The sequence below is a fragment of the Streptomyces sp. bgisy027 genome, assembly GCF_057710365.1.
The window spans coordinates 76,164-103,162 of record NZ_JBYIVZ010000037.1 but is presented as its reverse complement, the minus strand read 5'-3'; the positions used below and the strand labels follow the sequence as shown (position 1 = coordinate 103,162).

At 71.5% G+C, this 26,999-nt stretch carries 25 protein-coding genes; 8 read left to right on the top strand and 17 right to left on the bottom strand.

Going from position 1 to position 26,999, the window contains the following annotated elements; translation table 11 throughout:
• Positions 1-283: 283 nt before the first annotated feature.
• Genes AC3ETA_RS32430 through afsQ1 form a run of 3 tightly spaced genes read right to left on the bottom strand, consistent with a single transcriptional unit; the run spans position 284 to position 3,119 of the window.
• Positions 284-889, bottom strand: coding sequence for a hypothetical protein (locus tag AC3ETA_RS32430; RefSeq protein WP_432196461.1), 606 nt, complete (start codon positions 887-889; stop codon positions 284-286).
• Complete coding sequence (locus tag AC3ETA_RS32425) at positions 889-2,445, bottom strand: ATP-binding protein (RefSeq protein WP_432196460.1); 1,557 nt, start codon at positions 2,443-2,445, stop codon at positions 889-891. Before AC3ETA_RS32425 ends, AC3ETA_RS32430 begins: the two co-directional genes overlap by 1 nt.
• Positions 2,442-3,119, bottom strand: a complete 678-nt coding sequence (afsQ1, locus tag AC3ETA_RS32420; RefSeq protein WP_041819431.1) for a two-component system response regulator AfsQ1 — start codon at positions 3,117-3,119, stop codon at positions 2,442-2,444. The genes AC3ETA_RS32425 and afsQ1 overlap by 4 nt, the downstream gene beginning before the upstream one ends.
• A gap of 267 nt (positions 3,120-3,386) precedes the next feature.
• On the opposite strand from afsQ1, the gene AC3ETA_RS32415 reads away from it, so the two are divergent.
• Positions 3,387-4,169, top strand: a complete 783-nt coding sequence (locus tag AC3ETA_RS32415; protein WP_432196459.1) for a SigE family RNA polymerase sigma factor — start codon at positions 3,387-3,389, stop codon at positions 4,167-4,169.
• A gap of 257 nt (positions 4,170-4,426) precedes the next feature.
• Here AC3ETA_RS32415 and AC3ETA_RS32410 read toward each other — a convergent pair whose 3' ends face one another.
• The 4 genes from AC3ETA_RS32410 to deoC all read right to left on the bottom strand — a co-directional run bounded on the left by AC3ETA_RS32410 (position 4,427) and on the right by deoC (position 8,571).
• Positions 4,427-5,062 (bottom strand): uridine kinase family protein, encoded by a 636-nt coding sequence (locus AC3ETA_RS32410; RefSeq protein ID WP_432196458.1) that lies wholly within the window; start codon positions 5,060-5,062, stop codon positions 4,427-4,429.
• Positions 5,063-5,246: 184 nt separating this feature from the next.
• Positions 5,247-6,146 carry an aldehyde dehydrogenase family protein gene (locus AC3ETA_RS32405; protein WP_432196457.1) on the bottom strand — a complete coding sequence of 300 codons (900 nt, stop codon included), beginning with the start codon at positions 6,144-6,146 and terminating at the stop codon, positions 5,247-5,249.
• Positions 6,143-7,600, bottom strand: a complete 1,458-nt coding sequence (locus AC3ETA_RS32400) for an aldehyde dehydrogenase family protein (protein ID WP_432196456.1) — start codon at positions 7,598-7,600, stop codon at positions 6,143-6,145. Before AC3ETA_RS32400 ends, AC3ETA_RS32405 begins: the two co-directional genes overlap by 4 nt.
• 5 nt (positions 7,601-7,605) lie before the next feature.
• Complete coding sequence (deoC, locus tag AC3ETA_RS32395) at positions 7,606-8,571, bottom strand: deoxyribose-phosphate aldolase (RefSeq protein WP_432196455.1); 966 nt, start codon at positions 8,569-8,571, stop codon at positions 7,606-7,608.
• Positions 8,572-8,771: 200 nt separating this feature from the next.
• Between deoC and AC3ETA_RS32390 the strand changes: the two genes are divergently transcribed.
• The gene (locus AC3ETA_RS32390) at positions 8,772-9,458 is read left to right on the top strand and encodes a PH domain-containing protein (protein ID WP_432196454.1); all 687 of its coding nucleotides are present in this window, start codon (positions 8,772-8,774) and stop codon (positions 9,456-9,458) included.
• A 390-nt stretch (positions 9,459-9,848) separates the two neighbouring features.
• Here AC3ETA_RS32390 and AC3ETA_RS32385 read toward each other — a convergent pair whose 3' ends face one another.
• The 3 genes from AC3ETA_RS32385 to AC3ETA_RS32375 all read right to left on the bottom strand — a co-directional run bounded on the left by AC3ETA_RS32385 (position 9,849) and on the right by AC3ETA_RS32375 (position 13,248).
• The gene (locus AC3ETA_RS32385; RefSeq protein ID WP_432196453.1) at positions 9,849-11,480 is read right to left on the bottom strand and encodes a phospho-sugar mutase; all 1,632 of its coding nucleotides are present in this window, start codon (positions 11,478-11,480) and stop codon (positions 9,849-9,851) included.
• 374 nt (positions 11,481-11,854) lie between these two features.
• Positions 11,855-12,679, bottom strand: a complete 825-nt coding sequence (locus AC3ETA_RS32380; protein ID WP_432196452.1) for a purine-nucleoside phosphorylase — start codon at positions 12,677-12,679, stop codon at positions 11,855-11,857.
• A gap of 131 nt (positions 12,680-12,810) precedes the next feature.
• Positions 12,811-13,248 (bottom strand): gamma-glutamylcyclotransferase family protein, encoded by a 438-nt coding sequence (locus AC3ETA_RS32375; protein ID WP_432196451.1) that lies wholly within the window; start codon positions 13,246-13,248, stop codon positions 12,811-12,813.
• Positions 13,249-13,344: 96 nt separating this feature from the next.
• Here AC3ETA_RS32375 and AC3ETA_RS32370 point away from each other — a divergent pair, with 96 nt between their 5' ends.
• Together AC3ETA_RS32370 and AC3ETA_RS32365 are read left to right on the top strand one after the other, a co-directional pair.
• Positions 13,345-14,793 (top strand): NAD(P)H-quinone dehydrogenase, encoded by a 1,449-nt coding sequence (locus tag AC3ETA_RS32370; RefSeq protein ID WP_432196450.1) that lies wholly within the window; start codon positions 13,345-13,347, stop codon positions 14,791-14,793.
• A 166-nt stretch (positions 14,794-14,959) separates the two neighbouring features.
• A complete protein-coding gene (locus AC3ETA_RS32365; protein WP_432196449.1) occupies positions 14,960-15,916 on the top strand; it encodes a DeoR/GlpR family DNA-binding transcription regulator in 957 nt (318 codons plus the stop codon).
• Positions 15,917-16,039: 123 nt separating this feature from the next.
• On the opposite strand, the gene AC3ETA_RS32360 is transcribed toward AC3ETA_RS32365, so the two are convergent.
• Both AC3ETA_RS32360 and AC3ETA_RS32355 read right to left on the bottom strand, forming a co-directional pair.
• The gene (locus AC3ETA_RS32360; protein ID WP_488187192.1) at positions 16,040-16,588 is read right to left on the bottom strand and encodes a TetR/AcrR family transcriptional regulator; all 549 of its coding nucleotides are present in this window, start codon (positions 16,586-16,588) and stop codon (positions 16,040-16,042) included.
• 188 nt (positions 16,589-16,776) lie between these two features.
• Positions 16,777-18,549: an acetyl/propionyl/methylcrotonyl-CoA carboxylase subunit alpha gene (locus AC3ETA_RS32355; RefSeq protein WP_432196447.1), complete on the bottom strand. Its 1,773-nt coding sequence runs from the start codon at positions 18,547-18,549 to the stop codon at positions 16,777-16,779.
• A gap of 411 nt (positions 18,550-18,960) precedes the next feature.
• Between AC3ETA_RS32355 and AC3ETA_RS32350 the strand changes: the two genes are divergently transcribed.
• Positions 18,961-19,491, top strand: coding sequence for a hypothetical protein (locus AC3ETA_RS32350; protein WP_432196446.1), 531 nt, complete (start codon positions 18,961-18,963; stop codon positions 19,489-19,491).
• Here the strand turns inward: AC3ETA_RS32350 and AC3ETA_RS32345 are convergent.
• Positions 19,460-20,080: a Maf family protein gene (locus AC3ETA_RS32345; RefSeq protein WP_432196445.1), complete on the bottom strand. Its 621-nt coding sequence runs from the start codon at positions 20,078-20,080 to the stop codon at positions 19,460-19,462. The genes AC3ETA_RS32350 and AC3ETA_RS32345 overlap by 32 nt on opposite strands.
• Positions 20,081-20,111: 31 nt before the next feature.
• Entirely contained in the window at positions 20,112-20,240 is a 129-nt protein-coding gene (gene mmpB / locus AC3ETA_RS32340; RefSeq protein WP_093747104.1) for a morphogenic membrane protein MmpB, read from the bottom strand.
• A 120-nt stretch (positions 20,241-20,360) separates the two neighbouring features.
• Between mmpB and AC3ETA_RS32335 the strand changes: the two genes are divergently transcribed.
• Complete coding sequence (locus tag AC3ETA_RS32335; protein ID WP_432196444.1) at positions 20,361-21,491, top strand: SGNH/GDSL hydrolase family protein; 1,131 nt, start codon at positions 20,361-20,363, stop codon at positions 21,489-21,491.
• Here the strand turns inward: AC3ETA_RS32335 and AC3ETA_RS32330 are convergent.
• Complete coding sequence (locus tag AC3ETA_RS32330) at positions 21,488-21,697, bottom strand: acyl-CoA carboxylase epsilon subunit (protein WP_432196443.1); 210 nt, start codon at positions 21,695-21,697, stop codon at positions 21,488-21,490. The genes AC3ETA_RS32335 and AC3ETA_RS32330 overlap by 4 nt on opposite strands.
• Positions 21,698-21,714: 17 nt before the next feature.
• Entirely contained in the window at positions 21,715-23,346 is a 1,632-nt protein-coding gene (locus AC3ETA_RS32325) for an acyl-CoA carboxylase subunit beta (RefSeq protein ID WP_432196442.1), read from the bottom strand.
• A 110-nt stretch (positions 23,347-23,456) separates the two neighbouring features.
• Here AC3ETA_RS32325 and AC3ETA_RS32320 point away from each other — a divergent pair, with 110 nt between their 5' ends.
• Both AC3ETA_RS32320 and AC3ETA_RS32315 read left to right on the top strand, forming a co-directional pair.
• Positions 23,457-24,317 (top strand): biotin--[acetyl-CoA-carboxylase] ligase, encoded by an 861-nt coding sequence (locus AC3ETA_RS32320; RefSeq protein ID WP_432196441.1) that lies wholly within the window; start codon positions 23,457-23,459, stop codon positions 24,315-24,317.
• Positions 24,318-24,512: 195 nt separating this feature from the next.
• Positions 24,513-25,679, top strand: coding sequence for an adenylate/guanylate cyclase domain-containing protein (locus AC3ETA_RS32315; protein ID WP_432196440.1), 1,167 nt, complete (start codon positions 24,513-24,515; stop codon positions 25,677-25,679).
• A 213-nt stretch (positions 25,680-25,892) separates the two neighbouring features.
• Here AC3ETA_RS32315 and AC3ETA_RS32310 read toward each other — a convergent pair whose 3' ends face one another.
• Entirely contained in the window at positions 25,893-26,510 is a 618-nt protein-coding gene (locus AC3ETA_RS32310) for a hypothetical protein (protein ID WP_432196439.1), read from the bottom strand.
• Positions 26,511-26,999: the final 489 nt, after the last annotated feature.

Genomic DNA, 26,999 nt, shown 5'->3' with positions numbered 1-26,999 from the left:
GCCCGCCGCTGCGGGCGGACACCCCCCGGCACGTCCCCTTGCCGCCGTACGCGGCTGGAACGCCCCAGGGGCGCGGGGAACTGCGTGAACGGTTGTGGCGGCGGGGGTCACGGTTTGGCGCGGGCCCTCTGCAACGCCCTGCTTTCAGGGGCGCGGGGAACTGCGCGAGCGGTTGTGGCGGCGGGGGTCACGGCTTGGCGCGGGCCCTCTGCAACGCCCTGCCTTGAGGGGCGCGGGGAACTGCGCGAGCGGCCACGATGCGGCCGCGGACGTCGTACCGGGGTCAGCCGTCGGTCACTTCGGTCGAGGGGGGCTCGTTGCTGCCGGGGCGGGTGCGGACCTCGTCGGTGCACTCGTAGCGGCGGGGGGTGTCCCGGGTCGGGCCGCCCAGGATCACCGAGCCGTCGCCCTCGGCCGCCGAGGAGTCGGAGAAGGTACAGACGATCTGGGCCAGGGCGTACGACGTGAGGTCGTCGGGGGGTGTGCTCAGGCGGAGGGTCTCGTCGGGGTCGTCGGGGCGTGGGCCGGTGACTCCCATGGCGCCCCGGACGTCCGTGGTGAAGCCGGCCTCCTTCTCCGCGGCCGACGGGGTCGCCTCCAGTTCGTCCAGGAGGCCCTGGGCCACCAGGACGCGGCGGGCGGAGTCCGCCGTGCCGTCGGGTACGCGTACCGTCCGGTCCACCGCCACCAGTTGGGAGCCGCACAGCAGGAACACCTGGACCGGCAGGCCCCGTGCGGCCTGCGTCGAGACGTTCGGTTCGGAGAGGGAGCAGTGCACGCGGGACGGGGCCGGACCGAAGTCGGTCGGGACCTCCGTGGAGCGTATGCCGCAGGCCGTGAGGAGCGTGGCGGAGAGGGCGGTCAGGGTCAGGAGGCGGCGCCTTGGCATTACGCGTCTCCCTTTTGTGGATTGTGCTCGGGGTTCTCGTCCGCGTTGGTCGTTGCCTCCGAGGTGTCCCTGGGGAGGCGCAGGGTGAAGACCGCGCCGCCCTCGGGGGAGTTGGCGGCCGTGATCTCGCCGCCGTGGATGTGGGCGTTCTCCAGGGCGATGGAGAGGCCCAGGCCGCTGCCCTCGGAGCGGGGGCGGGACGCGCTGGCCTTGTAGAAGCGGTCGAAGACGTGCGGCAGGACGTCCTCGGGGATGCCGGGGCCGTGGTCGCGTACGGCGATGACGATCTCGTCGTCCGTCACCCGGACCGCCACGCGTACCGGTGAGCCGCCGTGCTTGAGGGCGTTGCCGATGAGGTTGGCGAGGATGACGTCCAGGCGGCGGGGGTCGAGGCGGGCCATGATGCCGCGCTCGGCGTCCAGGTCGACCGCGTCCAGCCAGGCCCGGGCGTCGATGCAGGCCGTGATCTGGTCGGCGATGTCGACGTGGTCGAGGACCAGGCGGGCCGTGCCCGCGTCGAAGCGGGTGACCTCCATGAGGTTCTCGACCAGGTCGTTCAGGCGGCGGGTCTCGCTGACCACGAGGCGTACGGCCGGCTCGATCATGGGGTCCATCGAGCCGGACTCCGCTTCCAGCTCCTCCTCCAGGACCTCGGTCACGGCCGTGATCGCGGTGAGGGGGGTGCGCAGTTCGTGGGACATGTCTGCCACGAAACGGCGGGACGACTCGTCGCGGGAGGCCATGTCGGCGACCCTTTTCTCCAGTGCGGCCGCGGCGTTGTTGAACGTCCGGGACAGGTCGGCCAGTTCGTCGGTGCCCGAGACGCGCAGGCGGGTGTCGAGTTTGCCCTCGCCGAGGCGGCGGGCCGCGACGCCGAGCCGCTGGACCGGCTTCAGTACGGTCGTGGCGGCGGCCTGCGCGAGCAGCGCGGAGCCGATCAGGGCCAGGCCGGTGGCGATGCCGAGGGACCAGGCGAGGGAGTTGAGGTCCTTCGCCTCCTGCTCCAGGGACCTGAGCATGTAGCCGGTCGGACCGCCGCCGTTGACCTTGGTGCCGGCGATCAGATACGGGGTGTCGTCCTCCACTATCCGCTGCCAGTACAGGTGGTACTCGGCCTTGTTGGAGGAGTTGACCTCCTGCTTCTCGTTCACCGCCGTGCGCAGGGACTTCGGTACGTCCGCCAGGGTGAAGCCGTCCAGGCCGCCGGAGCTGCCGTAGGCGTCCTGGGCCACCAGGAGCACGCTGAAGCGCTGGCTGCTGCTGGCCATCTGACCGGCGGTGTGCTGGAGCTCGTCCTGCGTGGGCTCCTCGGGCAGCAGGCCCGCGCGGTTCTGCATCTCCTGCTCGAAGTCGCGCAGCACCGCGTCCTGCGTGCGGGTCAGCACCGCCTCGCGGTTGAGCCAGTAGGCGATGCCGGACGCGGACACGGCGGCCGTGAGCGCGACGAGGCCGAAGACGACGACCAGGCGCAGGCGCAGGCTCGTGAAACGCAGCCTCGACCACACCCCCTTGCGAGCCGCGAACCAGCCGCGGACCCCCCCTTGCGCTTGTGTCACTGAGGCGCGTCCAGGCGGTAGCCGACACCACGGACGGTACGGATGAGCGTGGGGGAGGAGGGGACGTCCTCGACCTTGGCGCGCAGGCGCTGCACGCAGGCGTCCACCAGACGGGAGTCACCCAGGTAGTCGTGCTCCCAGACGAGGCGCAGCAGCTGCTGGCGGGACAGGGCCTGGCCCGGGCGGCGGCTCAGTTCGAGCAGCAGACGCAGCTCGGTCGGGGTGAGCTGGAGGTCCTCGCCGTTCTTGGTGACGGTCATGGCCGCGCGGTCGATGACCAGGCTGCCGAAGGCCGCGGCGTCGTTCGACTCCCGCTCGCCGCGCCGCAGCACGGCCCGGATCCGGGCGTCGAGGACGCGCCCCTGTACGGGTTTGACGACGTAGTCGTCGGCGCCGGACTCCAGTCCGACCACGACGTCGATGTCGTCGCTGCGCGCGGTCAGCAGGATGATCGGCAGCTGGTCCGTGCGCCGGATGCGCCGGCACACCTCGAACCCGTCGATGCCGGGCAGCATCACGTCCAGCACGATCAGGTCCGGCCGCTGTTCACGCAGCAGTTTGAGACCGTCCTCGCCGGTGGCAGCGGTGGCCACACGGTGTCCCTGGCGCGTCAGTGAGAGCTCCAGGGCCGTACGGATGGCGTCGTCGTCCTCGATCAGCAACAGGGAAGGCACGGGGGTCATTCTGGCCCATGCGGGGGTGGTCTTTCGACTCCTGTACGAGCAGTAGGGATACGTGTGCGTAGCGCTGCCGGCTGTGTTCGCGCTGTGCCGGCGCTGGGGGCGGGCTCTGACACAGGCCCCTGTGACAGCTCTGTGACAGTCGGCGGACACGGCGATGAAAGTGCCCGGGCAAGCTTTTCGGCACAGGCAACACAGCAGGACGCAACACAGCAGGACGCACCAGGCAGAACACCGGAAGTCCACGACGGGGGGCGCGAGATGAACACGCTGCACGGCACCAGCACCAGCGCAGTGATCACGCGTCTGCACGACGTGAACGGGGGCCGGGGTTCGGAGAAGTCCGGTGCTGATGGGGGTCCCTCCCGCGCGAGCGGATTCGAGCGTGGGGGAGGGCGGGGGTGCGCTCGCGGCACCGGGCGTCAGCACACCGCGTACATGACGGTGGTTGACGGTTTCACGGGGGAACCGCACGGGGGAAGCGCGTACAGGGAGGACTCGGGGGAGCGTCGTCGCTCGCTGTCGGAGGCGGAGTTCACCGCCTACGTCCAGGAGCGCCGCGCCTCCCTGTACGCGACCGCCTACCACCTGACCGGAGACCGCTTCGAGGCCGAGGACCTGCTCCAGAGCGCGCTGTTCTCGACGTACAAGGCGTGGGACCGGATCAGCGACAAGGCCGCCGTAGGGGGCTACCTGCGGCGGACGATGACGAACCTGCACATCAGCGCGTGGCGCCGCCGCAAGCTGAACGAGTACCCGACCGAGGAGCTGCCGGAGACGCCCGGCGACACGGACGCGATGCGCGGCACCGAACTGCGCGCGGTCCTGTGGCAGGCGCTGGCCCGGCTGCCCGAACTCCAGCGGACGATGCTGGTCCTTCGTTACTACGAGGGCCGCACCGACCCGGAGATCGCGGACATCCTCGACATCAGTGTCGGCACGGTGAAGTCCAGCATCTGGCGGTCGCTCCGCCGGCTGCGCGAGGACGAGGTCCTCAGCTTCGGCCGTGACGAGGAGGACGCCTTCGGGGAGCTTGTCGCCTGAAGGTCTGGGGGGGACCGCGGGGGAGCGGTCACAAGTGGGGGGATCCACGGGGGCTGGGGGGCCCACGGGGAACCCACGGGGGAACGGGGGGTGCTCCGCCACGGGGGACGTGGGCGGAGCACAACGACAGCGGGGCTGGAGGGCCGGGGGGTCCGTCCAGTCCCGCTTCGCTGTGTGCTCAGCGGACCTTCATCATCTTCCACGGGACACAGGAGCGTTTCTTCACGGTCCTACGACGGGGTGGGCGCCGGCTTCGTTCAGGCTGCCGGGGTGGCCGCCGGACAGCGGCCCGCGGCGGCCGCCGTGAGCCGGCCGAGGGCCTCGTCACGGTCGCAGGCGTAGGCGCCCAGGGACGTCTGGTGGGCGATGATCGAGCGCTCCAGGCGCATCAGGCGCCAGCCGCGGCGCAGCAGGAAGGGCACCGACTTGCGGCCCTCCTTCAGGTCGCGCAGGAAGCGGCGGCGGAAGGTGCGCAGCGGACCGCGGCTCAGGCACAGCGCGTCGGCCAGGACGCCGAGTTCACGGCAGCGGTCGACGATCTCGGCCGCGAAGATCCCCTCGGCGAGGAAGAGCGGGGTGCGCCCGATGTCGACGGTCTCCGCGCCGGTGCGCGCGCTCAGCGAGATGTCGTACACCGGCACGTCGGTGCGGCCCGTGCGGCACAGCTCGGTGATCGCCGCGACGGCCGTGTCGGCGTCCCAGGAGCCGGGGTGGTCCCAGTCGATGTCGGAGCTCCCCGGGACCAGGGGCAGGGTCGGGTCGTCGCCCTCTTTGTAGAAGTCGTCGAGCCGCAGGACCGGAAGGCCGGAGCGGGCGGCGAGAAGGGACTTGCCGGAGCCGGAGGGGCCGCAGAGCAGCACGACTCGCGTCGGTATGGGCGGTTGGGAACTCACGGGACACCAGTGTGCGGCATCGACGGGCCGGTGAACGACCCGGCGGACCACGTTTGATGCGCGGATCACACCTCGACTGCAGGTGGCGTTCACCCGGCTGCCCCGTGCCGGCGTGCGGCAGAGAGCCGCGCCTCCCCGGGACGGCGGGGAAGCGCGGCTCTCCGGTCCTCGTGCCGGCCGGTTCTCAGTACGACGAGCCGGACGCGCCCAGCGAACCCGTCGGGTGCCAGACCGTCTTCGTCTCCAGGAACGCCGTCATACGGTCGATGCCGGGCGTGGCGGTGTGGTCCACAGGCTGTGGACGCAGGACGCGCTTGAGGTTGTCCGCCGCCGCGATCTCCAGCTCCTTCGCGAGCTCCTCGCCGGCACCGGCCAGGTCGATCGCGTTGACGTCCTGGTGCGCGGCGAGCGGCGTGGCGATCTCCGCCGTACGGCCGGACAGGACGTTGACGACACCGCCCGGCAGGTCGGAGGTGGCCAGGACCTCGCCCAGGGACAGGGCGGGCAGCGGGGACTTCTCCGACGCCACCACGATCGCCGTGTTGCCGGTCGCGATCACCGGGGCGAGGACCGAGACCAGGCCCAGGAAGGAGGACTCCTGGGGGGCCAGGACGGCCACCACGCCCGTCGGCTCGGGCGAGGACAGGTTGAAGAACGGGCCCGCGACCGGGTTGCCGCCGCCCACGACCTGGGCGATCTTGTCCGTCCAGCCCGCGTACCAGACCCAGCGGTCGATCGCCGCGTCGACCTGCGCCGCCGCCTTCGACTTCGACAGGCCCTCGGCGTCGGCGACTTCGCGGACGTACTGCTCGCGCCGGCCCTCCAGCATCTCGGCGATGCGGTACAGGATCTGACCGCGGTTGTACGCCGTCGCCCCGGACCACGCCCCGAACGCCTTGCGGGCCGCGACGACCGCGTCACGGGCGTCCTTGCGCGACGACAGCGGTACGTTCGCCAGCCAGTTGCCCTTGGAGTCGGTCACTTCGTACACCCGGCCGCTTTCGGAGCGGGGGAACTTGCCCCCGACGTACAGCTTGTAGGTCTTGAGGACGGAGAGTCGGGTCGCGTCAACTGTGTTTTTCATCGCTCGCCCTCCGGGCTCGACGGGGCGAGGTACGCCTCCAGTCCGTGGCGGCCGCCCTCGCGGCCGAAGCCCGACTCCTTGTAACCGCCGAACGGCGAGGCCGGGTCGAACTTGTTGAACGTGTTGGACCAGACGACGCCGGCCCGGAGCTTGTTCGCGACCGCGAGGATCCGCGACCCCTTCTCCGTCCAGATGCCCGCCGACAGGCCGTACGGCGTGTTGTTGGCCTTGGCGACGGCCTCGTCCGGCGTGCGGAAGGTGAGGACCGACAGGACCGGGCCGAAGATCTCGTCGCGGGCGATGCGGTGCGCCTGGGTGACGTTGGTGAAGAGCGTCGGGGCGAACCAGTAGCCGGCGGTCGGGATCTCGCAGGCCGGCGACCAGCGCTCGGCGCCCTCCGCCTCGCCCTGCTCGACGAGCGAGGTGATGCGGGTCAGCTGCTCCTCGGAGTTGATCGCGCCGATGTCGGTGTTCTTGTCCAGCGGGTCGCCCAGCCGGAGCGTGGAGAGCCTGCGCTTGAGGGACTCCAGCAGCTCCTCCTCGACCGACTCCTGGACCAGCAGCCGGCTGCCGGCGCAGCAGACCTGGCCCTGGTTGAAGAAGATGCCGTTGACGATGCCCTCGACGGCCTGGTCGATCGGGGCGTCGTCGAAGACGATGTTGGCGCCCTTGCCGCCCAGTTCCAGGGTGACCTTCTTGCGGGTGCCGGCGACCGTGCGGGCGATCTCCTTGCCGACGGCCGTGGAGCCGGTGAAGGCGACCTTGTTCACGTCGGGGTGCGCGACGACCGCGGCGCCCGCGTCGCCGTATCCGGGAAGGATGTTGACGACGCCCTTGGGCAGGCCCGCCTGCCGGCAGATGTCGGCGAAGAACAGGGCCGACAGCGGGGTCGTCTCGGCGGGCTTCAGCACCACCGTGTTCCCGGTGGCGAGCGCGGGGGCGATCTTCCACGCCAGCATGAGGAGGGGGAAGTTCCAGGGGATGACCTGGCCGGCCACGCCCAGCGGCTGCGGGTTCGCGCCGAAGCCGGCGTGGTCGAGCTTGTCGGCCCAGCCCGCGTAGTAGAAGAAGTGCGCGGCGACCAGCGGGAGGTCCGCGTCGCGGGTCTCCTTGATCGGCTTGCCGTTGTCCAGGGTCTCCAGGACGGCCAGCTCGCGGCTGCGCTCCTGGATGATCCGGGCGATGCGGAAGAGGTACTTCGCGCGCTCGGAGCCCGGCAGCGCCGACCACTTCTCGAACGCTTTGCGGGCGGCCTTCACGGCACGGTCCACGTCCGCCTCGCCGGCCTGGGCGATCTCGGAGAGGACCTCCTCGGAGGACGGCGAGACGGTCTTGAAGACCTTGCCGTCGGCCGCCTCCACGAACTCGCCGTCGATGAACAGGCCGTACGACGGCGCGATGTCGACGATCGAGCGGGACTCGGGGGCCGGTGCGTATTCGAATACCGATGCCATGGTGATCAGTCCACCGTCACGTAGTCGGGGCCGGAGTAGCGGCCGGTGGCCAGCTTCTGCCGCTGCATCAGCAGGTCGTTCAGAAGCGAGGAGGCGCCGAAGCGGAACCAGTGGTTGTCCAGCCAGTCCTCGCCGGCGGTCTCGTTGACCAGCACGAGGAACTTGATGGCGTCCTTGGTCGTCCTGATCCCGCCGGCCGGCTTCACACCGACCTGGATGCCGGTCTGGGCGCGGAAGTCCCGCACCGCTTCCAGCATAAGGAGGGTGTTCGCGGGCGTGGCGTTCACGGCGACCTTGCCGGTGGACGTCTTGATGAAGTCGGCGCCGCCCAGCATGCCGAGCCAGCTGGCCCGCCGGATGTTGTCGTACGTCGACAGCTCGCCGGTCTCGAAGATGACCTTGAGGCGGGCCGCCCCGGAGGCCTCCTTCACGGCGACGATCTCGTCGTACACCTTCATGTAGTTCCCGGCGAGGAACGCGCCCCGGTCGATGACCATGTCGATCTCGTCGGCGCCGGCGGCGACGGCCTCACGGACGTCGGCCAGCTTCACCGCCAGGGGTGCGCGGCCCGCGGGGAAGGCGGTGGCGACGGAGGCGACCTTCACGGTCGAGGCGGCGACGGCCTCCTTGGCGGTGGCCACCATGTCGGGGTAGACGCAGACGGCGGCCGTCGAGGGCGTCGTGCGGTCGGTCGGGTCGGGGTGGACCGCCTTGGCGCCGAGCGCCCGGACCTTGCCCGGGGTGTCCGCGCCTTCCAGCGTCGTCAGGTCGACCATCGAGATGGCGAGGTCGATGGCGTACGCCTTGGCGGTCGTCTTGATGGAACGGGTACCGAGGGACGCGGCCCGCCCCTCCAGGCCGACCGCGTCGACACCCGGCAGCCCGTGGAGGAAGCGGCGCAGCGTGCTGTCGGACGCGGTGACGTCCGTGAGTGCGTGAGCTGCGGCAGATGCATTGGTGGGCATGGTCACCAGACGAGCATATCTACGCGCGTAGCGGCTGTACACCCCGAGGGGACGGATGACTGGAAAGTCCGGGGCCGTCATGCCCTCGGGGGAGCGGGGAACCGCGCGACCGGCCACGGTCGACTCGCGCTCGCGCACCGGACATGCTCCCTCACGGCGAGTGGGCGATCGGCCGAGCGGCACAGCCGTACGGCACAATCGGCCCCATGACGACCCCCGAACACCCGTCCCCCTCCCCGGACCCCACGTCGAAGGACCGGGTGTACCGCTCACCCATGGGCATCGTCGGTGGAGTCGCCCTGCTGGTCATCGTGCTCTGGCTCGGCCTCGACGCCCTGCTGCGCGGCGAGGGACACACCCAGTGGCTGGCCCTCGCGGCGCTCATCCTCCTCGTGCCGCTGGTGACGGCGTTCACCATGCGCCCCGCCGTCCACGCCAACGAGGACCGGCTGCGCATCCGCAATCCGCTTCGCGTGATCGTGCTGCCCTGGGGACAGGTCGCCGCGCTGCGCTCCGGCTACTCGAACGAGGTCGTCGCCAAGTCCGGCACCAAGTTCCAGCTGTGGGCGATTCCGGTCTCGCTGCGGGCCCGCAAGAAGGCCGCGCAGCGTTCGGCCCGCGCGGCCTCGGGACGCGGTGACCGCGGCGGCCGTACGGGCGGCAGCGCGGGATTCGGCGGGCTCGGGTTCGGCGCGCCGCGCGGGGACGTCGACGCGGACGGTCCGATGCGGGCCGAGACCGACAAGGTCATGGACGACCTGCGGGAACTGCTGGAGCAAGGGGAACACGCGGAGTCCGCGCAGGGTGAGGTGACCGTGCGCTGGGCCTACGAGGTGGCGGGACCGGTCGTCGCGGGCGCCGTGCTGCTGGTGATCCTGCTGGCGATCGGCTGAGGGGTCCGCGGACCGCGGGCCCGAGTGCCGATGATCGGCTGAGTGAGCTGTGGGCCCGGGTGCCGATGATCGGCTAATTGAGCTGGCTGTGGGCTCGGGCGCCGGCGATCGGCTTGCCGTGCTTCAGGGGGTCTGTGACCGCACCGGCGCCATGAGCGTGTCCGCAGCAGCGTCATGTACGTGTCCGCGACCGCAGCAGCGTCATGTACGTGTCCGCGACCACACCAGCGCCATGTACCCGCCCCTGTACGCCGAGCCACCGCCACCGTGAGTGCCGGCGCCCGGTAGCGGCGGGAGGCGCGGGACAGGCGCAGGGGGAGCGGCACGCCCGGAAGGGTGCCTCCGCATGGGGGCACCCTTCCGGGAACGATCAGGAAGGCGGCGTACGGCTCAGATGCCCGCCGCCGTCGACAGGTCCCGCTTGATCGTCGCCAGCAGGCCGGCCGCCTCGGCGCGGGCGGCCGGGAGGTCGGCGTGCGTCGCCACCGGCACCACGACCTCCAGGTAGCACTTCAGCTTGGGCTCGGTGCCGCTGGGGCGGACGATGACGCGGGCGCCTTCGAGGGTGTAGCGCAGACCGTCGGTGGGCGGGAGCGTCTCGGTGCCCCGGGTGAGGTCCTCGGCCCGGGTGATGGCCAGGCCGGCCAGCTCCGTCGGCGGCTGCTCGCGCAGCCGGCGCATGGCGTCGGCGATGACCGACAGGTCCTCGACGCGCACCGAGAGCTGGTCCGTGGCGTGCAGGCCGTGCTCCACGGCGATGTCGTCGAGGAGGCCGAGGAGGCTGCGGCCCTCCTCCTTGAGGGCGGAGGCGAGCTCGGTGATCAGCAGGGCGGCCGTGATGCCGTCCTTGTCGCGTACGCCCTCGGGGTCCACGCAGTAGCCGAGGGCCTCCTCGTAGCCGTAGCGCAGGCCGTCGACGCGGGCGATCCACTTGAAGCCGGTGAGGGTCTCCTCGTACGGCAGACCCGCCTTCTCGGCGATCCGGCCGAGGAGGGAGGAGGAGACGATCGACTCGGCGAACGTGCCGCGCGCTCCGCGGTTGACCAGGTGGGCGGCGAGGAGAGCCCCCACCTCGTCGCCGCGCAGCATGCGCCACTCGGCGTTCTCCTTGACGGCCACGGCGCAGCGGTCCGCGTCGGGGTCGTTGGCGATGACGAGGTCCGGGTCCGTCTCGCGGGCCTTCGCGAAGGCCAGGTCCATCGCGCCGGGTTCCTCCGGGTTGGGGAACGCGACGGTGGGGAAGTCCGGGTCGGGGTCGGCCTGCTCGGCGACGAGGGCGGGGACGGGGAAGCCGGCGCGCTCGAAGGCAGCGAGGAGGACGTCCTTCCCGACGCCGTGCATCGGCGTGTAGACGGTGCGGGCGGTGCGGGGGGAGCCGGGCGCGAGGACCGCGTCGGTGCGGGCGAGGTAGGCGTCGAGGACCTCGTCGCCGAGGGTTTCCCAGCCGGAGGCGGGGCGCGGGACGTCGTTCAGGGACCTTACGGCGTCGATCTCGGAGGCGATGCCGGCGTCGGCGGGCGGGACGATCTGGGAGCCGTCGCCGAGGTAGACCTTGTAGCCGTTGTCGCGGGGCGGGTTGTGGCTGGCGGTGACCTCTACGCCGGCTGCCGCGCCGAGGTGCCTTATCGCGTACGCGAGGACCGGGGTGGGGAGGGGGCGGGGAAGTACGGCTGCGCGCAGGCCCGCGCCGGTCATGACGGCGGCGGTGTCGCGGGCGAAGTCCTCCGACTTGTGGCGGGCGTCGTAGCCGATGACGACGAGGCCGTCGGTGTGGCCCTGGCTCTTGAGGTAGGCGGCGAGGCCGGCGGCGGCGCGGATGACGACGGTGCGGTTCATGCGCATGGGGCCGGCGCCGAGTTCGCCTCGCAGGCCCGCGGTGCCGAACTGGAGGGTGCCGCTGAAGCGGGCGGTGAGCTCTTCCACGTCCGCCGTGTCGATGAGGCCGGCGAGCTCGTCGCGGGTCTCCGGGTCCGGGTCCTCGGCGAGCCATGCCTTGGCGCGGGCGATGAGGTCGTCGTGCACGTCGGGGTCAGCCTCTCGTTGTCGGTCGTGGTGCCTGCGGCGGCCCGTTGCGGGCTGTGGGGGCGTGTGTGGCGCCTGTGGGTGCGTTGTGGGTCGGGGCCGTGCCGGGGGGTGTCCGTCCTCGGTCGGGCGGTTGCCCGGCATGAAGAAGGGTGCCCTGTGTTGACGCCCGCCGCTGCGGGCGGACACCCCCCGGCACGTCCCCTTGCCGCCGTGGGCGACTGCGAGCCCCAGGGGCGCGGGGAAGTGCGCGAACGGTTGTGACGGCCGCGGTCACGGCTTGGCGGGGGCGACGTCCCTCTTTTGGGGGTGCGGGGAACTGCGCGACCCGCCGGACGACACGCGGGCGTGTATCCGTAGGCGCCGGCCCTCGACTACAGGCGGCCGAGCACCTGCGCCAGCAGTGCACCCATCTGCGTCGCGCTGTCGCGGCCCGCCTGGAGGACCTCCTCGTGGTTGAGGGGCTCGCCCGTCATGCCCGCGGCGAGGTTGGTCACCAGGGAGATGCCCAGCACCTCCGCGCCCGCCTCGCGCGCGGCGATCGCTTCGAGGACCGTCGACATGCCCACCAGGTCCGCGCCGATGACGCGGGCCATGCGGATCTCGGCCGGCGTCTCGTAGTGCGGGCCGGGGAACTGGGCGTAGACGCCCTCTTCGAGGGTGGGGTCGATCTCCTTGCACAGGGCGCGCAGGCGGGGGGAGTAGAGGTCGGTGAGGTCGACGAAGTTGGCGCCGATGATGGGCGACGTGGCCGTCAGGTTGATGTGGTCGCTGATCAGGACCGGCTGGCCGGGGCGCATGCCCTCGCGCAGGCCGCCGCAGCCGTTGGTCAGGACGATCGTCTTGCAGCCGGCCGCCACCGCGGTGCGGACGCCGTGCGAGACGGCGGCCACGCCGCGGCCCTCGTAGTAGTGGGTGCGGCCGAGGAAGACCAGGGCGCGCTTGTTGCCGATCCGGTAGGAGCGGACCTTGCCGCCGTGCCCTTCCACCGCCGGCGGGGGGAACCCGGGCAGCTCGGTGACCTGGAACTCGGCCTCGGGTGCGCCGAGGGCGTCCACGGCCGGAGCCCAGCCGGAGCCCATCACGAGGGCGACGTCGTGGGTCTCGGCGCCGGTGAGTTCGCGCAGGCGCGCGGCGGCGGCGTCGGCGGCGGCGTGGGGGTCGCCCTGGATGTCGTCCGGAAGAAGAGATGCGTTCACGCGACTGAGGGTAGCCGGTTTGGGCCTACGCGCGTAGATGACAGAGCTCACGGGATGGCGATCGTTGTCTTGTCGTTTCCAACGAAACCTGTGAACGCGGGGACTGGAGGGATGTGTGAGGCCGGTGAGCCTCAGCACGGGCGCTTGCGCAGCTCCATCACGTAGTCGTGGGGCGCCCCGGCCGACTCCGCGGCGTCCGCGATCTCGCCCAGGTAGCGCGCCGACGGCAGCCCGCCCTCGTAGGCGTTCAGCACATACGTCCAGGCCGGCTCCTCGCCCTCCAGCGTGTGCACCCGGACCCGCAGGCGGCGGTAGATGCCGAGGCCGACGCCCTCCCAGCGGTCCAGGGAGTCCTCGTCCATGGGGGCGATGTCGTACAGCGCGACGAAGACCTGCTCCATGGGGTCCTCGACGAGCGTCGCCAGCGCACCCTCCCAGCCCAGCTGCTCGCCGCCGAACGTCAGCCGCCACCCGTTCAGCCAGCCCGTGGCACGCAGCGGCGAGTGCGGGGCGCGGCGGGTCATCAGCCGCGCGTCGAGATTGCCGGCGTACGCGGCGTAGAGCGACATGGGGAGAGGGTACGGCAGGTGCATCCTGTGCCCCTCCCGTAACGGTGGTGTCTCGGGCGGGCCCCCAGGCGGTACCACGGTGATGCGTGCGGGACAATGGAGTACGTGACTCGGATCGTGATCATCGGTGGCGGACCCGGCGGATACGAAGCGGCGCTGGTCGCCGCTCAACTCGGCGCGGAGGTGACCGTCGTCGACTGCGACGGTCTGGGCGGGGCGTCGGTGCTCACCGACTGCGTGCCGTCCAAGACCCTGATCGCCACGGCCGAGGTGATGACCACCTTCGACTCCTCCTACGAGGAGCTGGGGATCATCGTCGCCGACGACACGCCGCACATCGACACGCCGGCGCGCGTGGTGGGCGTCGATCTGGGCAAGGTCAACCGGCGTGTGAAGCGGCTCGCGCTCGCCCAGTCCCATGACATCACCGCCTCCGTCACGCGTGCCGGTGCGCGGGTGATGCGCGGCCGGGGGCGACTGGAGGGCATGCAGGGCCTCGACGGGTCGCGGAAGGTCGTCGTGCGGGCCGCCGACGGGAGCGAGGAGACGCTCGTCGCGGACGCGGTCCTGATCGCCACCGGTGGTCATCCGCGCGAGCTGCCCGACGCCCAGCCCGACGGCGAGCGCATCCTGAACTGGACCCAGGTCTACGACCTCGACGAGCTGCCCGAGGAGCTCATCGTGGTCGGCTCGGGTGTCACCGGCGCCGAGTTCGCCGGTGCCTACCAGGCACTCGGTTCGCGGGTGACCCTCGTGTCGTCGCGGGACCGCGTGCTGCCGGGCGAGGACCCGGACGCCGCGGCCGTCCTGGAGGACGTCTTCCGGCGTCGTGGCATGAACGTCATGGCCCGCTCGCGTGCCGCCGCCGCCAAGCGGGTCGGTGACCGGGTCGAGGTCACCCTCGCCGACGGGCGCGTCATCAGCGGCACCCACTGCCTCATGGCCGTCGGCGCCATCCCCAACAGCGAGGGCATGGGCCTGGAGGAGGCCGGCGTCAAGCTGCGCGACTCCGGGCACATCTGGACCGACAAGGTGTCGCGGACGACCGCGCCGGGCGTGTACGCCGCCGGTGACGTCACCGGCGTCTTCGCCCTCGCCTCGGTGGCGGCGATGCAGGGACGTATCGCCATGTACCACTTCCTGGGCGACGCGGTGGCCCCGCTGAACCTGAAGACGGTGTCCTCGAACGTCTTCACCGACCCCGAGATCGCCACCGTCGGCTACTCGCAGGCCGACGTGGACGCGGGCAAGATCGACGCCCGGGTCGTCAAGCTGCCGTTGCTGCGCAACCCGCGCGCGAAGATGCAGGGCATCCGGGACGGCTTCGTCAAGATCTTCTGCCGCCCCGGCACCGGCATCGTGGTCGGCGGTGTGGTCGTCTCCCCGCGCGCCTCGGAACTCATCCACCCGATCTCGATCGCGGTCGACAACAATCTGACGGTCGAACAGATCGCGAACGCCTTCACCGTGTACCCCTCTCTTTCGGGCTCGATCGCCGAGGTGGCACGGCAGTTGCACACACGCAAGTCCGGTGCTGAACTCTGACGGCCGGAACTGATTCCCCGCTGGTCACGGGGAGTTGTCGAGCATGCGTGCGGCATAGGCGGCGGGACTAGGCCCTATACCACTTCTCGCCCTTGCGTGCGAACAACTTCTGTTATTCGGCGCAAACTGCTGAAACCAGACGGTCGTTGGGGTTACTGTCAGTTTCGTGTTCGCTGCAGAACGTCGCCAATTGATCCTCGAAATGGTGCGAGCGAACGGGGCCGTGTCGCTCCGTGAGCTCGCCCGCGTCGTCCAGACCTCCGAAGTGACCGTACGGCGGGACGTGCGCGCACTGGAGGCAGAAGGACTCCTCGACCGCCGGCACGGCGGTGCGGTATTGCCGGGCGGGTTCACGCGGGAGTCCGGCTTTCCGCAGAAGTCACATCTCGCGACCGCCGAGAAGACGGCCATCGCCGACCTCGCCGCGAACTTCGTGGAGGAGGGCGAGGCGATCGTCGTCGGGGCGGGAACCACCACGCAGGAGCTGGCCCGCCGGCTCGCACGCGTGCCCGGACTGACCGTCGTCACCAACTCCCTCCTGGTCGCACAGGCGTTGGCCCATGCCAACCGGGTCGAGGTCGTCATGACCGGCGGCACGCTCCGCGGCTCCAACTACGCCCTCGTCGGCAGCGGAGCCGAGCAGTCCCTGCAAGGGCTGCGGGTGTCGCGTGCCTTCCTCTCCGGCAGTGGCCTGACCGCCGAGCGCGGGCTGTCCACGTCCAACATGCTCTCGGCGTCCGTCGACCGGGCACTCGTCCAGGCGGCCGCGGAGGTCGTCGTCCTCGCCGATCACACCAAGCTCGGCACGGACACGATGTTCCAGACGGTGCCGACGGACGTCATCACGCGGCTCGTCACCGACGAACCGCCCGCTCACGACGACCGTGCGCACACCGAGTTGCAGGCCCTTGCCGATCAGGGGGTGCAGATCGCCGTGGCCGGGGCGAGCGGGGCGCCGGGGGGTGACGAGGTCCCGGCGCGGCGTCAGCAGCGTGCGCTGCCGGGACCGCGACGGGGGCCCTCCGGGGGCGGGCCGGGGTTGCGGCCGGCCGGGGCGGCGGTGCTCGGGGAGCAAGGGGCCGAGCGGGAGCGGGCCCGCGTCGCGGACCTGCGGCGGCGGTAGGTTCGGTTCGCCCGGTCGCCGTAGGGCTTCGCGTGGACGTGCGGGTGCGGGTGGGGTGTGGCTGGTCGCGCCCACGCGGCGGAGCCGCATGTCGATCGTGCCCCGCGCCCCCGGGGCGTTGCCCTACGAGGCTTTCAGGCCCCGGAGCGTCAGGTGCAGCAACCTGTCCGCCAGGTCCGGGTCGCCCGGGGTCTCCTCCGCCGCCAGCGCGATCGCGTGGGTGAGTTGGAGCAGATCGGTGATGGCCACGTCCGGGCGGACGGTGCCGGCCTCCTGGGCCCGTGACAGCAGCGCGCCGCCCGCCTCTGTGATGGGGCCGCTGCACCGGGCCAGGGCCGAGGTGCCGTCGTAGGAGACGGACATCAGGGAGCGGGCCAGGCCGCGGTACTCGCCCGCGTGGGTGACCATCTCGCGCAGCCATGTCACCAGGGCCGCGCACGGCTCCGGCGAGCGCAGGAGTTCCCGGGAGCGGGTCAGCAGGTCGCCGACCGCCTCCTCGAAGACCGCGCTCAACAGGGCGTCGCGGTTGGGGAAGTGACGGTAGAGGGTGCCGATGCCCACGCCCGCTCGCCGGGCCACGTCCTCCAGGGACGCGTCCGTGCCGTGCTCGGCGAAGGCGGAGCGGGCCTCGGCCAGCAGGCGCTCGTGATTGCGGCGGGCGTCGGCGCGCATGGCGCGTGCCGCAGCCGGCGGTGCCGTCGTGCCGCCGCTTCCCGCCCCCTCGCCGGCAGTCGCGCCCACCATCCCTCTCACCTGCCCTCTCGCCCGCCGGTGTGCTTCCACGATGCCACCGAGCATAGGACGAGGCGCCCGGTGGACTGACTGCTCCAGTCCACCGGGCGCCTCGGCCGCCGTATGCGTCAGTCCTTGATCTCGCAGATGACGGCACCGGAAGTGAGGGACGCGCCGACCTCGGCGGACAGGCCCTTGATGGTGCCGGACCTGTGCGCGTTGAGCGGCTGTTCCATCTTCATGGCCTCCAGGACGACGACCAGGTCGCCCTCCTTGACCTCCTGGCCTTCCTCGACGGCGATCTTGACGATGGTGCCCTGCATGGGGGAGGCGAGGGTGTCGCCGGAGGCGGCGGGGCCGGACTTCTTGGCGGCGCGGCGCTTGGGCTTGGCGCCGGCGGCGAGGCCGGTGCGGGCGAGGGTCATGCCGAGGGAGGCCGGCAGGGAGACCTCCAGGCGCTTGCCGCCGACCTCGACGACGACGGTCTCGCGGCCGGTGTCCTCCTCCGCGTCGGTGTCGGCGGGGGCGGCGAAGGGCTTGATCTCGTTGACGAACTCGGTCTCGATCCAGCGGGTGTGGACCGTGAACGGGTCGGCGGAGCCGGTCAGTTCCGGTGCGAAGGCCGGGTCCTTGACGACCGCGCGGTGGAAGGGGATGGCGGTGGCCATGCCCTCGACCTGGAACTCCTCCAGGGCGCGGGAGGCGCGCTGGAGTGCTTGTTCGCGGGTGGCGCCGGTGACGATCAGCTTGGCCAGCAGGGAGTCCCAGGCGGGGCCGATGACGCTGCCGGACTCCACGCCCGCGTCCAGACGCACACCCGGGCCCGACGGCGGGGCGAACGCGGTCACCGTGCCCGGGGCGGGCAGGAAGTTGCGGCCGGGGTCCTCGCCGTTGATACGGAACTCGAAGGAGTGTCCGCGCAGCGGCGGGTCGTCGTAGCCGAGGGCCTCGCCGTCGGCGATGCGGAACATCTCCCGCACCAGGTCGATCCCGGCGACTTCCTCGGTGACCGGGTGCTCGACCTGCAGGCGGGTGTTGACCTCCAGGAAGGAGATCGTGCCGTCGTTGCCGACGAGGAACTCCACCGTGCCGGCGCCGACGTAGCCGGCTTCCTTCAGGATCGCCTTCGACGACGAGTACAGCTCCGCGACCTGCGCCTCGGACAGGAACGGCGCGGGGGCCTCCTCCACCAGCTTCTGGTGGCGGCGCTGCAGCGAGCAGTCACGCGTGGAGACCACGACGACGTTGCCGTGGGTGTCGGCCAGGCACTGGGTCTCCACGTGCCGGGGCTTGTCGAGGTAGCGCTCGACGAAGCACTCCCCGCGCCCGAACGCGGCGACCGCCTCACGCACCGCCGACTCGTACAGCTCCGGCACCTCTTCGAGGGTGCGGGCGACCTTCAGGCCGCGTCCGCCGCCGCCGAAGGCCGCCTTGATCGCGATCGGCAGGCCGTGCTGCTCGGCGAACGCGACGACCTCCTCCGCCCCGGAGACCGGGTCGGGGGTGCCGGCGACCAGCGGGGCGCCGGCGCGCTGGGCGATGTGGCGGGCGGCGACCTTGTCGCCGAGGTCGCGGATCGCCTGCGGGGGCGGGCCGATCCAGATCAGATCGGCGTCCAGGACGGCCTGGGCGAAGTCGGCGTTCTCCGACAGGAAGCCGTAGCCGGGGTGGATCGCGTCCGCCCCGGACTCGCGTGCCGCCTTGAGGACCTTGTCGATGTCCAGGTAGCTGGTGGCCGGGGTGTCACCGCCCAGGGCGAACGCCTCATCCGCGGCGCGGACATGCAGAGCGTCACGGTCCGGCTCCGCGTAGACGGCCACGCTCGCGATCCCGGCATCCCGACAGGCCCGGGCCACGCGGACAGCGATTTCGCCACGGTTGGCGATGAGCACCTTGCGCACGATTGAGGCTCCCTCCTTGAAACAAGCCGAGTTTAGGGACTGCCGACACGACACTTCGACCCGTCCCCAGTGGTGAGCTTGCCCACACGGAGCGTGATTCCAGGCTCGCCCGACCTGCGAAATCCCTTGTCGCGCCACGGTACGCAGGTCTCTCCCGGAAAACCCTAGCTCCCCTCTGTGGTCAAGGTCTCTGTCATCACGTGCTGCGGGCCACTCGGTTTCTTTGTGGAATCCCTACGAATGGCCCAATGCATCTTTGCTGTCTCCCGAACCCTTGTCCCGGGGTTTACCCGTTAGTAGCGTTCGCGATGCTGAATCAAGCGCTGCGGCCCGAAGGGCCTCCCTTGAGGGGTGGTGGTCGGGCGGCGGGTGGGCGTACTTGGGGTAACGGCTCGGAAGTGGGTGGGACCGGTGGTGCGCAGGCCGGTGGCGTGGGTGGTGGCGGTCGTGCTCTTCGTGGAGGCGTTCGGCATCGCCGCGCTGAACTGGTTCCTCGGCGTCGTCGTGGACCGGCAGGACATGTCCTTGGCGGGTCTGGATCCTGACGTGATGTCGGTGTCCTCGAAGGTCGGCGGCCTGGTCTTCGGCGGCTACTTCGCGCTGTGCGCTCTGGTCGCGCTGCTGGTCGCCCTGCGCGACCGCGCACCGGCCGGCCTCGGGCGCATCCTGCTGATCAGCGCGGCCGTGGTGCACGGTCTGCTGGGCGCGTTCGCCTGGGGGCTGGTGGGCTGGACGGCGTTCGTGTTCATGATCGCCGTGCTCGGCCTCGTCGTGCTGCTGCTGATGACCTACGACGGCCAGGCCGCGCCCGGGCGGCCCGCCGACGCCGCGCCCGACGGAGGCAAGGGCGGCGACGGCTCCCCGGCCGACGGTTCCCCGGCGGGGAGCCCCCCGGCCGGCGGCTCGCCCGTCACCCCTCCGCCGGCTCCCACAACTCCGTGATGCCGATGCCCAGTTGGGCCAGCAGGCGCCGCACCATCGGCAGACTGATGCCGATCACATTGCCGTGGTCGCCGTCGATGCCGTCGATGAACGGCGCCGAGCGGCCGTCCAGGGTGAACGCCCCGGCGACGTAGAGGGGTTCGCCGGAGGCGACGTACGCGGCGATCTCCTCGTCGGTCGGCTCGCCGAAGCGGACGACCGTGGAGGCGGTGGCGGAGGCGTACCGGCCGCTGAGCGTGTCGTAGACGCAGTGGCCGGTCTGGAGCGTGCCGGCCCGCCCGCGCATCGACTTCCAGCGGGACGTGGCCTCCTCGGCGTCGGCCGGCTTGCCCAGGGCCTCGCCGTCCAGGTCGAGGACCGAGTCGCAGCCGATCACGATGGCGCCCTTGATCTCGGGCCGGGCGGCGACGACGGAGGCCTTCGCCTCGGCCAGGGCCAGCGCCAGCTCGGCGGGGGTGGGTGCGCTCACGGCGTCCTCGTCGACGCCGCTCACGATGACCTCGGGGGCCAGCCCCGCCTGCCGGAGCAGATTGAGGCGGGCGGGGGACTGGGAGGCGAGGACGAGCCGACGGCGGGGCTGATCAGTCATGCCGTCAGCGTATCGGCGGGCCCGGCCGGTCTCACCTCAGTCCGAGCACGATCATCGTGAGGACCATGGCCAGCGCCATGAGAACGCCCAGCCGCCGCAACATCTCCTGCATGTCGCGCAGTTCTTTGGGCGGCTCGTTCTCGGGGTCGGACCACAGCATGCCTTCCATCGTCGGTCGGGGATCCGGGGCGGCGCCTGAGTACGCATACTCAACTTCACCGTAAACGGTGCTACGATTCCATTAATTAATGGGGCTTCAGTTCCGTTTGGAGGGTGTGTCATGTTCACCGCTTCCTGGACCGCGTCACCTCAGCGCCCCAGCGAGGGCTTCACGCCCAACTGGTCCCGCGAGGGTTTCTGGCGCCAGTCGCTGCGGCAGGTCGTCCGGCTGTCGGCGGGCGGCGGCCTGGTACGGGTACGGCTGTCCAACGCGTACGGCGAATCGCCGGTCCGGGTCGCGGGCGCGAGCGTGGGGCGCGCGGGAGGAGGAGCGGCGGTACGGCCGGGGTCGCTGACACCGCTCACCTTCGGGGGCGCCGCGGGAGCCGCGATACCGGCGCGGGGCGAGCTCGTCAGCGACGCCGTACGGCTCGCCGTCGCCGCCGGGGAGCCGGTGGCCGTCACGCTGTACTTCGAAGCCGCCACCGGTCCCGCGACCTTCCACGCGCAGGCCTTCGCGCCCGGTCACCGGGGCGAGGGCGACCTGTCGCGGGCGTCCGGCGGTGAGGGCTTCGACGCCGTGAGCGAGTCCTGGTACTTCCTGTCGGCGGTGGAGACCGACGCCGGCCGCACGGACGCCGTAGCGCTCCTCGGCGACTCGATCACGGACGGGTTCGGTTCCACGGTGGGCGCGGACCGGCGCTGGTCCGACACGCTCGCCCGGCGCACCGGGCGGCCCGTCCTCAACGCCGGCATCGGCGGGAACCTGCTGCTCAACGACTCGGCCTGGTACGGCGACGGGGGCGTCCGACGGCTGCGCCGGGACGTCCTCGAAATGCCCGGGGTGGACACGCTGGTCGTTCTGCTCGGGCTGAACGACATCGGCTTCAGCGAGACGGACGAGCAGCCGACGTACAGACCGGCGCCGGTGCTGGAGACGGCGGAGCTGATCGCCGGGCACCGGGAGTTGCTGCGGCAGGGCAGGGCGGCCGGGCTGCGGGTGATCGGCGGCACGCTGCTGCCGTTCGGGGGCTCGGACCACTGGGGCGAGCACGCGGCCAAGGTGAGCCACGAGCTCAACGAGTGGATCCGGTGCGCCGGGGAGTACGACGCGGTGGTCGATCTGAACCGGGCGCTGGCCGATCCGGGGGATCCGGATCGGCTCGGGCCGGCGTACGACTTCGGCGATCACCTGCACCCCAACGACGCGGGGTACGAGGTGATGGCCGAAGTTCTGGCGACCGCTCTCTAGCCGGGCCAGTAGGTGCGAGCCCACGTCGTCGGGCCCGGTTGCGGCAGTCGTTGCCGTGCGATGCGGGACGGGTCCGACCACCCGTCCCGCGGCTTGGGTGCGCCGGGCGGAAGGGCTGCTTCCGCCGCGGCGCGGGCGCGGACCACCGCCAGTGCGGCGGCCAGCTCCTCCGCTGTCGGGTTGCCCCGTAGGACCTTGATGTTCATGGCGGCTCCCAGCGGGCCTAGAGGGGGATGTTGCCGTGCTTCTTCGGAGGCAGGGATTCCCGCTTGGTACGCAGCTGACGCAGGCCGCGCACGACGTGGCGGCGGGTCTCGGACGGCATGATCACCGCGTCGATGTAGCCGCGCTCGGCCGCCACGTAGGGGTTGAGGAGGGCGTCCTCGTACTCCTGGATCAGCCGCGCGCGCACCGCCTCGGCGTTTTCGGGGTTCGCGCCGCTCGCCTCCGCCTCCGCGAGGGTGCGCCGGTGCAGGATGTTGACCGCGCCCTGGGCGCCCATGACGGCGATCTGGGCGGTGGGCCAGGCGAGGTTGATGTCGGCGCCCAGGTGCTTGGAGCCCATGACGTCGTAGGCGCCGCCGAAGGCCTTGCGCGTGATGATCGTGATCAGCGGGACCGTGGCCTCGGCGTAGGCGTAGATCAGCTTGGCGCCGCGCCGGATGATGCCGGTGTGCTCCTGGTCCACGCCCGGCAGGAAGCCGGGGACGTCGACGAAGGTGAGGACCGGGACGTTGAAGGCGTCGCAGGTGCGCACGAAGCGCGCGGCCTTCTCGGAGGCGTCGATGTCCAGGCAGCCCGCGAACTGCATCGGCTGGTTGGCGACGATGCCGACGGGGCGCCCCTCGACCCGGCCGAAGCCGGTGATGATGTTCGGCGCGAACAGCGGCTGCGTCTCGAAGAACTCGGCGTCGTCCAGGACGTGTTCGATCACCGTGTGCATGTCGTACGGCTGGTTCGCGCTGTCCGGCACGATCGTGTCCAGCTCGCGGTCCTCGTCGGTGAGGGAGAGGTCCGCCTCCTCCTCGAACACCGGGGGCTCGGAGAGGTTGTTGGACGGCAGGTACGACAGCAGCTGCTTGACGTACTCGATGGCGTCCTTCTCGTCCCCGGCCATGTGATGTGCCACACCGGAGGTCGAGTTGTGGGTGCGGGCGCCACCGAGCTCCTCGAAGCCGACGTCCTCGCCGGTGACCGTCTTGATGACGTCCGGGCCGGTGATGAACATGTGCGAGGTCTGGTCGACCATGACCGTGAAGTCGGTGATGGCGGGGGAGTAGACCGCGCCGCCCGCGCAGGGCCCGACGACCAGGCTGATCTGCGGGATGACACCGGAGGCGTGGGTGTTGCGGCGGAAGATCTCGCCGTAGGCACCGAGGGAGGCCACGCCTTCCTGGATGCGGGCGCCGCCGGAGTCGTTGATGCCGATGACCGGGCAGCCGGTCTTCAGCGCGAAGTCCATCACCTTGACGATCTTCTGGCCGTAGACCTCGCCCAGCGCGCCGCCGAAGACGGTGAAGTCCTGGGAGAAGACGGCGACGGGACGGCCGTCGACGGTGCCGTAGCCGGTGACGACGCCGTCGCCGTAGGGGCGGTTCTTCTCCAGGCCGAAGTTGGTGGAGCGGTGCCGGGCGAACTCGTCGAGCTCGACGAAGGAGCCCTCGTCGAGAAGCAGCTCGACCCGCTCACGGGCCGTCAACTTGCCTTTGGCGTGCTGCTTTTCGACGGCGCGTGCGGAGCCGGCGTGCGTCGCTTCCTCGATACGGCGCTGGAGGTCCGCGAGCTTGCCCGCGGTGGTGTGGATGTCGATCCCAGGGGTCCCTTGGATCTCGTGACGCTCTTCCGGCTCGGACATCGGGATGTGGCTCCCTGCCTGCTCAAAAGGGGGGACGGTTACTCATCCGTAGAGTAGTGGGGTGCCTATCAATCGGCAGTGCGGCGTTTACCACACCTAGGGTGGGTTGCATGACGCCGCGAGATGCATCAGACGACAGCCGTTGGTCCGATCTGGAACGGCCACCGCTCAACATCGCCGCGCTGCGGCGGGGGCTCGTCCGGGAGGGTGGCCTGTGGCGCCGGGTGGAGGTGGTGGAGCGCACCGGCTCCACCAACACCGACCTCGTGGACCTGGCGACCGCGGGCAAGGCGGAGGAGGGCACCGTCCTGGTCGCCGAGGAGCAGACCGCGGGACGGGGCCGCCTGGACCGCGACTGGACGGCACCGCCCCGCTCCGGGCTGTTCTTCTCCGTGCTGCTGAACCCCTCCGAGGTGCCGGTGACCCGGTGGGGATGGCTGCCGCTGCTCACCGGGGTCGCCGTCGCGACCGGGCTGTCCCGGGCGGCCGGCGTCGACATGGCACTCAAGTGGCCGAACGACGTGCTGGTGACCGTCGGCGGCGAGGAACGCAAGACCGGCGGCATCCTGGCCGAGCGGGCCGGGGAGGCCGGCGTGGTCATCGGCGTCGGCATCAACGTCACCCTGCGCGCGGACGAGCTCCCGGTGCCCCAGGCGGCCTCCCTCGTGCTGGCCGGCGCGGCGAGCACGGACCGGGATCCGCTGCTGCGGGGGATGCTGCGGTCCCTGGAGGACTGGTACGGGCGTTGGCGGGCAGCCGTGGGGGACCCGTTGGTCAGCGGGCTCCAGGAGACGTATGCGGCGGGGTGCGCGACGCTGGGTAAGACGGTGCGGGCCGAGCTGCCGGGTGATCGGTCGATCACCGGGGAGGCGGTCGCCATCGACGGCGACGGACGGCTCGTGCTGGCGACGGAGGAGGGCGTGCAGGAGCCGGTGGGGGCGGGAGACATCGTGCATCTGCGGCCGGCGTGAGGAGCGGCCGGCGTGCGGCTGCCGGCCGTGGCCCGTCCCGTGAGCGGGGACGCGGCCCCGCACCCGCGTCGGGCACCTCACCAGCGGTAGTACGGCATTGTGGGCTTTCCCTTACGGAGTGAGCTGGCCCACACCTGCCGTAAAGTGAAGGGCCGGTCGATGACCGACCGCGGCAGATCGGAAGGGCAGCTAGGCGTGACCGTCGACGATTCGGGCTCCGGCACGGGCGCGGACGGCCGGGTGGACCCTCCCCCAGTCTCGACTCCGCTCGACCGGGGGGACCCCCAGCCCGCCGATACCGGCGAGGATCCGCTCGCCCTGCGTCTGGAGCAGCTGATCCTCGGCGCTGAGCGGCGCTACACCCCGTTTCAGGCGGCCCGCAGCGCCGGCGTCTCCATGGAGCTGGCGTCGCGCTTCTGGCGGGCGATGGGCTTCGCCGACATCGGGCAGGCCAAGGCGCTGACCGAGGCCGACGTGCTGGCGCTGCGGCGCCTGGCCGGTCTCGTCGAGGCGGGGCTGCTCAGCGAGGCCATGGCCGTGCAGGTGGCGCGGTCCACCGGGCAGACCACCGCCCGGCTGGCGGAGTGGCAGATCGACTCGTTCCTGGAGGGCTTGACCGAGCCGCCGGAACCGGGGATGACGCGCACCGAGGTGACGTACCCGATCATCGAGCTGCTCCTGCCCGAGCTGGAGGAGTTCCTCGTCTACGTCTGGCGGCGCCAGCTCGCCGCCTCGGCGGGCCGGGTCATCCAGGCCGCCGACGACGAGGAGATGGTCGACCGGCGTCTGGCCGTGGGCTTCGCCGACCTGGTCGGCTTCACCCGGCTGACCCGGCGCATGGAGGAGGAGGAACTCGGTGAGCTCGTCGAGGCCTTCGAGACCACGGCGGCCGACCTGGTGGCCGCGCGCGGCGGACGGCTGATCAAGACCCTCGGCGACGAGGTGCTGTACGCGGCCGACGACGCCGGGGTCGCGGCCGAGATCGCGCTGCGTCTGATCGAGACGATGGCGGGCGACGAGACGATGCCGGAGCTGCGGGTCGGCATCGCGTTCGGCACGGTGACCACCCGGATGGGCGATGTGTTCGGTACGACCGTGAATCTCGCCTCCCGGCTGACGTCGATAGCCCCTCGTGACGCCGTCCTCGTCGACACGGCGTTCGCGGAGGACCTGATTCGAACGGGTGAGGCGCCGGCGTCCGAGGCGGAGGCGGCCGAGGCCGCGGCGACGGCCGAGAAGGAGGGCGAGGAGCCTCCGGTGTACCGCTTCGCGCTTCAGCCGATGTGGCAGCGGCCGGTGCGTGGGCTGGGTGTCGTGGAGCCGTGGTTGCTGACCCGGAGGGCTTCCTCGGACGGGGAGTGAGCGCTGCGGGGGTGAGCGTCGCGGGGGTGAGCGCCGCGGGGGTGAGGGTCGCGGGGATGGGTGGGTGTCGTTGGGCGGCTGCGGGCTCGTCGTGGCTGGTTGCGCAGTTCCCCGCGCCCCTGGGGTGTGTTGCGGTTGTCTTGTGGCCGCGGGCCCGTCGTGGCTGGTCGCGCAGTTCCCCGCGCCCCTAGGGGGTGTTGCAGTCCGGGCGGTTCAGTCGGCAGAGGGTAGTGGGTCCACGCACAGGCCGATGATCGGGATGCAGACGGAGTTGTCGTCGGGCTGGGGCTGCTGAGTGGGGGTCGGGCTCGTCGGTGGTCGGGCGGTTGTCTCGGGAGCGGGTGAGGTCGGGCGGGGTGCCCCGGGGGTCGTCGTCGGTGATTCGGTGGTCGACTTGCCCGGCTGGGCGGCGGGCTGCGTGGGCGCCGGGACACCGCCCGGGAGGTGCGGTGGGGTCGTCGTCGTGGTCCGAGCCGGGGTCGGTACGACGATCGAGTCCGTCGTCGGTGCCGTGCCCAGTCCGCCCATGGCCGAGGTCGCCGACGGGGACGCCTTCGGCGCGTCCGGCGTGAGGTTGGCGGCGTTCGACGAGCGGTCCGGTTCCGCGTCCGTTCCGGGGGCCGGGGCGGGATCCGACTCCGCCGCGCCGAGGCCGCTGACACCGGAGTCCGGTGACATGCGTACGAGGCTCAGGGCACCGGCAGCCAGGGCGAGGCCACCGGCCGCGAGGAGGACCTTGCGGGGGCGGGGACGCCGGTGCCGGCCGCGGGGGCCGAAGAGACGGGTGGCGGCGGGGGCGTTCGGTGGGGCCTCCGCAGGGGTTTCCCGCACTTCCCGCCCAGCCTGTGCCGCGGTCCCGGTCGTCTTCGGTCCCACCTTCGCGGCAGCCGCGGCGGGTCGCGGTCGCGTCTTCGTGGTGGCCTGCTGTGTCTGTCGCAGTGTTTCCGCGGCGGTCCCGGCCTTCTTGCGTCTGGCTCCCGCGGCAGCCGCTGCCTCCTGTTGGCGAGCCTCTGCAGCGGCCTGCTGTGCCTGCTGCCGAGTTTCCGCGGCGGTCCCGGCTTCTTTGCGTCGAGCCTCTGCGGCAGCCGCGGCCTCCTGCCGGCGAGCCTCTGCAACGGCCCGCTGTGCCTGCCGCCGGGTCTCCGCGGCGGACCCGGTCCCGGCCCGCAGGGTCTGCGCGGTCGCTGTGGTCTCCGCGATCCCTGCCTTCTCCCGTGTTCTCGGACCTCGTGCTGTTCCGCTCATCTCGCCCCTCCCCTTGCGCTCGCGCCCCCGATGCGCCGTGACGTCTTGCGCTCGCGCCCCCGATGCGCCGTGGCG